6 protein-coding genes and 1 pseudogene are annotated in these 7,284 nt (G+C 72.0%); 5 read left to right on the top strand and 2 right to left on the bottom strand.

The window, feature by feature from the left end:
* The 4 genes and pseudogenes from CCN72_RS40960 to CCN72_RS31795 all read left to right on the top strand — a co-directional run.
* Positions 1–360 (top strand): annotated as a pseudogene (locus CCN72_RS40960) (hypothetical protein); the annotation flags it as partial.
* Between the two features lie 187 nt (positions 361–547).
* On the top strand, positions 548–2,212 hold the full coding sequence (locus CCN72_RS31805) for a M48 family metalloprotease (RefSeq protein ID WP_086811628.1): 1,665 nt from the start codon (positions 548–550) through the stop codon (positions 2,210–2,212).
* A gap of 82 nt (positions 2,213–2,294) precedes the next feature.
* A complete protein-coding gene (locus CCN72_RS31800) occupies positions 2,295–3,395 on the top strand; it encodes a hypothetical protein (protein ID WP_086811626.1) in 1,101 nt (366 codons plus the stop codon).
* Positions 3,396–3,518: 123 nt separating this feature from the next.
* Positions 3,519–4,796: an ATP-binding protein gene (locus CCN72_RS31795; RefSeq protein WP_086811624.1), complete on the top strand. Its 1,278-nt coding sequence runs from the start codon at positions 3,519–3,521 to the stop codon at positions 4,794–4,796.
* Between the two features lie 65 nt (positions 4,797–4,861).
* Here the strand turns inward: CCN72_RS31795 and CCN72_RS31790 are convergent, their stop codons facing one another.
* A complete protein-coding gene (locus CCN72_RS31790; RefSeq protein WP_086811623.1) occupies positions 4,862–5,902 on the bottom strand; it encodes an NAD(P)-dependent alcohol dehydrogenase in 1,041 nt (346 codons plus the stop codon).
* A 181-nt stretch (positions 5,903–6,083) separates the two neighbouring features.
* Between CCN72_RS31790 and CCN72_RS31785 the strand changes: the two genes are divergently transcribed.
* Positions 6,084–6,980 carry a helix-turn-helix domain-containing protein gene (locus CCN72_RS31785; protein ID WP_085566285.1) on the top strand — a complete coding sequence of 299 codons (897 nt, stop codon included), beginning with the start codon at positions 6,084–6,086 and terminating at the stop codon, positions 6,978–6,980.
* A gap of 44 nt (positions 6,981–7,024) precedes the next feature.
* On the opposite strand, the gene CCN72_RS31780 is transcribed toward CCN72_RS31785, so the two are convergent.
* The coding region (locus CCN72_RS31780; RefSeq protein WP_143664264.1) for an ATP-binding cassette domain-containing protein at positions 7,025–7,284 on the bottom strand (260 nt) is incomplete at its 5' end.

The following is a 7,284-nucleotide window of genomic DNA, read 5'->3' as shown; positions in this document are numbered from 1 at the left end:
CTGCTGGCCGCGCTGCCGCTGTTCGCGGTGTTCGAGCATCTGCCCGAGGTGAATCTGGTGCTGGGCCTGTACCGGAGCGAGGTCGTCGCCAAGGCGATCCAGGGCGCACAGCACGCGGCGCACGAGGCCGGATCCGCCGACCCGACGCTGCCGCACGTCCGTCATCTGCTGGTCTTCTTCCTGGTCCGCGCCGAGCGCTGGGCGGAGGCCATGCATGAGCTGATACACGTCGACGGCCATGTCGGCGCCCTGCCCTGGACGCTGGCGGCCGACCCGGCGGCCGAGTTCGCCGTCTACCGCGCCCTGGCGGTGGCGGGGTACGAGGCCAACGGGGGCAGCCCGGCGAGCCTGCCCGGCTGACCCGGCCGACCCGCTCACAGGGCGCCCACAGGAATTTCATTGCCCTTCTGACCTGCGGTAGGGCATAGTTCGGCATCCCCCCACATCGCGGCTCCGGCCGCTTCGCGTCTTCTCCGTTCTCCTGTCTTCTGTCTTCGCGTTCTTCTCTGTTCCGCTGTCTCCGAGGTCCTGTGGGGGGATCCGCCCGATGGGCGCAACTCTGCGCGCGCTGCGTGCTCTTGTGCTGCTGCTCGGCTTCTATCTGCTGAGTCTGGTCCTGCTGGCCGTGCTGGTCGGTGTCGATGTCGTCGCTTTCCGCTGGGGGCACGGCCCGGCGATGCTGAAGCTCGGTTTCGTCACGGTGCTGCTGGCCGTCCCTGTCGTGCAGGGCATGTTCATGCTGCGCACCCCGAAGGGCGAGGACGGCCCCGGGATCGATGTCACCGAGGCCGCCGAGCCCCGGCTGTGGGCGCTGGTGCGGGAGGTCGCCGCGGCGGCCGGCACCCGCGCCCCCGACCGGATCCGGCTCACCGGCGAGGTCAACGCGGCGGTGAGCGAGGACCCGCGCCTGCTCGGTCTGCTCCCCGGACCGCGCCGCCTCTACCTGGGCGTGCCGCTGCTGACCGGTCTGACCGAGGCCCGGCTGAGGGCCGTACTCGCCCATGAGTACGGGCACTTCACCGGTGGCGACACCCGGCTGTCCGCGCTGGTGGTGCGCGGCCGGGTGCAGCTGGGGCGGGTCATCGAGCGGTTCCATGAGCGGGCGGACGGCAAGGTGGCCGCTGAGCGGGCCAGGCAGGAGCAGACCCGGGCCAGGCGGGTCGCCAGGGGCAAGAAGGCGAAGCAGGTCGACACCTCGGGCTCCGGGGCGACGTACCGGATGATGGCGGCGGTCTACACCCAGTACGCCAAGCTGTATCTGCGGGCCTCGCTGTCCACGGCGCGGGGGCAGGAGTTCGCCGCCGACCAGGTCGCCGCCCGGATCGCGGGGCGGGACGCGATGGCCGCCACGCTGCGGGAGATCCCGGTGCTGTCCGTCTCGCACGGCTTCTACCTGGACTCCTACGCCACCCTGGGGCTCGGGGCCCGGCTGCTGCCGCCGCGCGGTGAGTTCTTCGGCGGCTTCGGCGCGCTGCTGGCGGCGCGCGCCGAGGAGTTGGAGGGGCTGCGCGAGCGGCTGCCGGAGGAGCCGGCGTCGCCGTACGACTCCCATCCGCCGATCGCGGAGCGGGTGCGGCGGATCGAGGCGCTGCCCGCCGACGGCCGCGCCGACGAGGCCACGGGCCCGGCGCTCGCCCTGCTCACCGACCCGGCGCGCACCCTGGCCGTGCTGGAGGACGCCGTGCTGACCGACGAGGTGCTGCGCTACGGGCGGGCCCCCGGCTGGCCGGAGCTGCTGAACGCCTCGATGGCCTCGGGCCTGTCGACGACGCGGACTCCCTTGCACCAGGCGCTGACCGCCCGCACCGGACAGCCGGCGACCCTGGCGGCGCTGCTGGAGGTCGTGGACGCGGGCGGGCTGTGGCAGCTGGCGGAGCAGTTGCCGCTGTCGGCGGAGGCGAAGGCGGCACGGGGGCGGGCGTTCCGCGAGTTCGCGCGGCCGGTGCTGCACCGGTCGCTGCGGACCATGGTGCTGGCCGAGTTCAGCGCGCGTTCGCTGCTGAGCTGGGACTTCTCCTGGTCCGAGCCGGCCGCCGTACGGCTGCCCGGTGCGGGCCCCGCGACGGCCGACGGCGACGGACGCTCCTCGAAGGAGTCTCCGGACGAATCCCCCGAGGAGGCCCTGGAGGCGGCGCTGGACGCGGCGCTCGCGGACCACCCCGACACCACCGCGTTGCGCGCCCTGCTGCCCTCGGCACCCCAGCCCGCCTGAATCACCCCGCCCTTTCCCCTTCTCCCTTCACCTCCCTTTCTCCCTTTACCTCCCTTTACCGAGGAACGGACCTTATTCACCGATGACCCTTCTGCTCTGGATCCTGGCCGCCCTGGCCCTGCCCCTGGTGATCGCCGCCCTGTGGTTCACCGGTGTGTTCGTGAAGGAGCTGTTCTCCCCGAGCCCGCCCGGACCGGACGCGACCGCGCTCGCCGCCGAGCGGCTGGGCCTGCTGCCCGCGGAGCGTCAGGACACCGAGTACGCCGCGCCGCCGCCCGCCGCGTGGTCGGCCGCGCTGGCGGCGGCACGCGGCGGCGACTGGGCACCGGCGGCCGAGCTGCTGCGGGCCAACGGGTGTGACTGGGAACGCCGTTCGACGCTCACCGCCGAGCTGGGCACGCTCGCGGCCGAGGAGGACGGCTGGCTGCTGGCCTGGGAGGCCGCGCGGCCCGACGACCCGGACGCGGCCGTGGTCAGGGCGCAGAGCACGGTGCGGCTGGCATGGGATCTCCGGGGCGCGCGGCAGGCCAGGTACACGAGCCGGGAGCAGTTCGAGGGGTTCGGGCGGATGCTGTCCGCCGCGCGGAAGGAGATCGCGCGGGCCGCGGAGCTGAATCCCGAGGACCCGACGCCGTACGTCGTGGAGATCTGGGTGGCGCTGGGCCTCGGCTGCTCGCACGCCGAGATGGACGAGCTGTGGGAGCGGATCACGAGCCGCGACCCGTACCACTACGGCGCGCACTACGCGGCGCTCCAGTACTGGTGCGCGAAGTGGCGCGGCTCGAAGGAGCTGGCGTTCGACTTCGCGCGGCGCGCGGCCGAGCGGGCGCCGGTCGGGAGCCTGCTGACGGTGCTGCCGCTGGTCGCGCGATTCGAGCACGACGAGACCACCGATGTCGCGGCCGACAGCACCCCCGAGATGCTGGCCCTGGTCGACGCGGGCCTCGCCGACGCGGCGGCCTGCGCGGCGAGCGACCCCGACCGCCCGGGCCTCGCCCAGCTGCGCCATCTGCTCGCCTACTACCTGCACCTCCAGGACCGGCACGAGGCGGCGCTGGAGCAGTTCCGGCTGGTCGACGGCCATGTGGACGCCCTGCCGTGGAGCTACCGTGGCGAGGACGCGGCGGCGTACTACTGCCGGGTGCGGAACGAGACGGTGGGGATGGCGGCGGAGGCGGTCTGAAGCCGGGCCCATCGCGCGGGCGGGTCCCGGCGGCCGGCTCCCTCGGCTGGAGATGTCGTACCCCGCCCCCGCGGAGACAATGGGAGACCCCCTGAGACCCCCTTGGCGGTGAGGTGGTGCCCCATGCCCGCATGGCATCTGCGCGACTATCACGACGACGATCTCGATCAGGCCATCCAGATCTGGGACCAGTGCCGACAGGCCGACGAGGACCCGGTCTTTCCGGTCTCTGAGGTGATGGCCGCGGCGAAGGCCGGGCAGACGGCGGTGGTCGCGGTGGTCGGGGACGAGCTGGTGGGGATGGCGGTGGCCCAGGCCCAGGGCAAGCGGGGCTGGATCCTGCTGATGGCGCTCGCCGCGCGCTGGCGCGAGCGCGGTATCGGCAGCGCGCTGCTGGCCGAGCTGGAGCGGCGGCTGCGGGCGCTGGGGATACGGCACATCAGCACGCTGCTGCCCATGGGCGCGGCCGGTTCGAAGGCGCTGGCGAACAGCGGCTACCGGTGCCGCGACGGCCTCACCTACTACGAGAAACTCGAACCGCTCGGCGCCGCCAACGCCGACCTCCTCGCCGCGCTCGGCGGGCGCATGCTGCCCGAGGGGCTGTGGGACGCGATGGCCGGGATGGAGCGGGAGAAGCAGGTCGTGGAGCGGCGGGTGGTGCTGCCGCTGACGGAACCGGCGCTGGCCGACCGCTACGGGGTGGTGCCGCCGAAGTCCGTCATCCTGTTCGGGCCGCCCGGCACCGGGAAGACCAGCTTCGCCAAGGCGGTCTCCTCCCGGCTCGGCTGGCCGTTCGTGGAGCTGTTCCCCTCCCGGCTCGCCGCCGACACCAGCGAGGGGCTGGCCACGGCGCTGCGGGACGCCTTCGCCGATCTCGCGGAGCTGGACTCGGTGGTGCTCTTCATCGACGAGGTGGAGGAGATCGCGGCCGCCCGCTCCGGCAAGGCGGTGGACCCCGGGCACGGGGTGACCAACGAGCTGCTGAAGCTGATCCCCGTCTTCCGCGAGCACGACTCGCGGCTGCTGGTGTGTGCCACCAATTCCGTACGGTCCCTCGACGCGGCCTTCCTGCGGCCGGGGCGGTTCGACTACGTCATCCCCATCGGGCCGCCCGATCCGACCGCCCGCGCGGCGATCTGGGCCCGCTATCTCCAGGGCATGAACGACTCGGTGGACCTCGGCCGGCTGGTCGCCGCGAGTGAGCTGTTCACCCCGGCGGACATCGAGTTCGCCGCCCGCAAGGGAGCGCAGGCCGCCTTCGAACGCGAGGTCGCGCATCGGGAGGGCCGCCCGGCGGACACCGAGGACTACATGAGCGCCATCTCCGACACCCGCCCGACCCTCACCACCCGGGCGATCAAGGAGTTCGGCGAGGACATCGACACGTACAGCCGGCTGTGACCTGCGCGTGCGTCGTGGTTGCTCGCGCAGTTCCCCGCGCCCCTTCGGAGCGCGGGGACCGAGAGTCAGATCGTCGCGGTGTCGATCACGAACCGGTACCGCACATCGCTCGCGAGCACCCGCTCGTACGCGTCGTTGATCTCCGACGCGGCGATCAGCTCGATCTCCGCGCCCAGCCCGTGCTCCGCGCAGAAGTCCAGCATCTCCTGGGTCTCGGGGATGCCGCCGATGCCGGAGCTGCTGAGGCTGCGGCGGTTGCCGAAGAGGGACTGCAGGGTGATCTGGACCGGCTCCTCGGGCAGGCCCACGTTGACCATGGCGCCGTCCGTGCGCAGCAGGGACAGGAAAGCGCTGAAGTCGAGCGGGGCCGAGACCGTGTTGAGGATGAGGTCGAAGGTGCCCTTGAGGTCCTCGAAGGTCTGCGGGTCGCTGGTGGCGTAGTAGTGGTCGGCGCCCAGCTTGAGGCCGTCGTCCTTCTTGCGCAGGGACTGGGAGAGGACGGTGACCTCCGCGCCCAGCGCGTGCGCGATCTTGACGCCCATGTGGCCGAGACCGCCGAGGCCGACGACCGCGACCTTCTTGCCGGGGCCCGCGTTCCAGTGCTTCAGCGGGGAGTACGTGGTGATGCCGGCGCACAGCAGCGGCGCTGCGACATCGAGGGACAGTCCCTCGGGGATGCGGACGACGTAGTTCTCGTCCACGACGACGTTCTCGGAGTAGCCGCCGTACGTCGGCGTGCCGTCCCGGCCCGTGTCGTTGTACGTCCAGGTGGGGCCCCGGTCGCAGTACTGCTGGAGGCCGGCCTTGCAGTTGTCGCACTCCCGGCAGGAGTCGACCATGCAGCCGACGCCCACGCGGTCGCCGACGGCGTACTTCGTCACACCGGAGCCGACCTCCGTGACGACGCCCGCTATCTCGTGGCCCGGCACCATCGGGAAGGACGCCTTGCCCCAGCCCTCGCGGACCTGGTGGATGTCGGAGTGGCAGATGCCGGCGAACTTGATGTCGATCAGGACGTCGAACTCGCCCACCGCCCGTCGCTCGATCTCGGTCCGCTCCAGGGGGGCCTTCGCGGCGGGCGCGGCGTACGCGGCAACAGTGGTCATGGCGGGGTTCTCCCTCACAAGGTCTACGCATGCCCGGCTGCTTTCCACCGAGCACATCCCAAGGGTGCCTCGTGTTCCGCGGCGCACCCAGTCCACGCCTTTGCGTACGACCGCTGTGCCTACCACTGGCGGTGTCAGGCTGGCATGCCTACGACCAGCGGGGACGACGGATACTTGCGGTATGGACGAACAGCAGGCCGCCGTGACCGGCCCGCCCCTGGACCGGCGGGCCGAACTCAGCGAGTTCCTGCGCAGCCGGCGGGCCCGGCTCAAGCCCGAGGACGTGGGGCTGCCCGACTTCGGCCGGCACCGCCGGGTGCCGGGGCTGCGCCGGGAGGAGCTGGCGCAGCTGGCCGGGGTGTCGGTGGCGTACTACACGCGCCTGGAGCAGGGCAACGGCCGCAATGTCTCGGCGGAGGTCCTGGACTCGATCGCCCGCGCCCTGCGCCTGACGGACGCCGAGCACGCGCATCTGACCCATCTGGCCAAGCCGAAGTCGCACAAGAAGAAGCCGGCGGCCCGCCAGCAGCATGTGCGCCCGCCGCTGCGGCAGCTGCTGGACACGATGGAGGGCGTGCCCGCGTACATCGTGGGCCGGCGTTCGGAGATCCTCGCCTGGAACCGGATGGCGGCGGCGGTCTTCGGCGACTGGGCGGAGCTGCCGGTGGCCGAGCGCAACTGGGCGCGGCTGGTGTTCCTCAAACCCGAGTACCGGGACCTGTTCGTCGACTGGGAGCAGAAGGCGATCGACATCGTCTGCTCGCTGCGCATGGACGCGGGCTGCTATCCGGACGATCCCCGGCTGTCCGCCCTGGTGGGCGAACTCTCCGTCAAGAGCGAGGAGTTCGGCAGGCTGTGGGCCACGCACGACGTCAAGGAGAAGAACCACGGCGTCAAGCGGCTGCACCATCCGCTGGTGGGCGATCTCGCCCTGAACTTCGAGTCCTTCCGCCTGGCGGACGGCACCGACCAGTGCCTGGTCACGTATCACGCGGAGCCCGGTTCCGCGTCCGCCGAGTCGCTGCGGCTGCTGGCCAGCTGGGGCAGTGACGCGACCCGCGCGGGGACCTCCGCGTAGGGCCTCCCGTCGGGCGGAAGGCCTGGTCCCCGCGCGGCCGGGTCTCAGGCGCCCGCGTTCTCCTTCACCGTGATCTTTCCCTTGCGGATGGTGGCGAGGCGGGGGGCCTTCTTCGCGAGCGTGGAGTCGTGGGTGACCATGACGAAGGTCAGCCCGTGCTCCTTCCACAGCCGTTCGAGTACGTCCATGATCTCGTCCCGGGTGCTCTCGTCGAGGTTGCCGGTCGGCTCGTCGGCGAGCAGCACCTTGGGCTTCTTCACCAGCGCGCGGGCGATGGCGACCCGCTGCTGCTGGCCGCCGGACA

This window comes from Streptomyces murinus, assembly GCF_002154555.1.
GTDB classification, from domain to species: domain Bacteria; phylum Actinomycetota; class Actinomycetes; order Streptomycetales; family Streptomycetaceae; genus Streptomyces; species Streptomyces murinus.
This window is presented reverse-complemented; position numbering and strand designations above follow the sequence as displayed.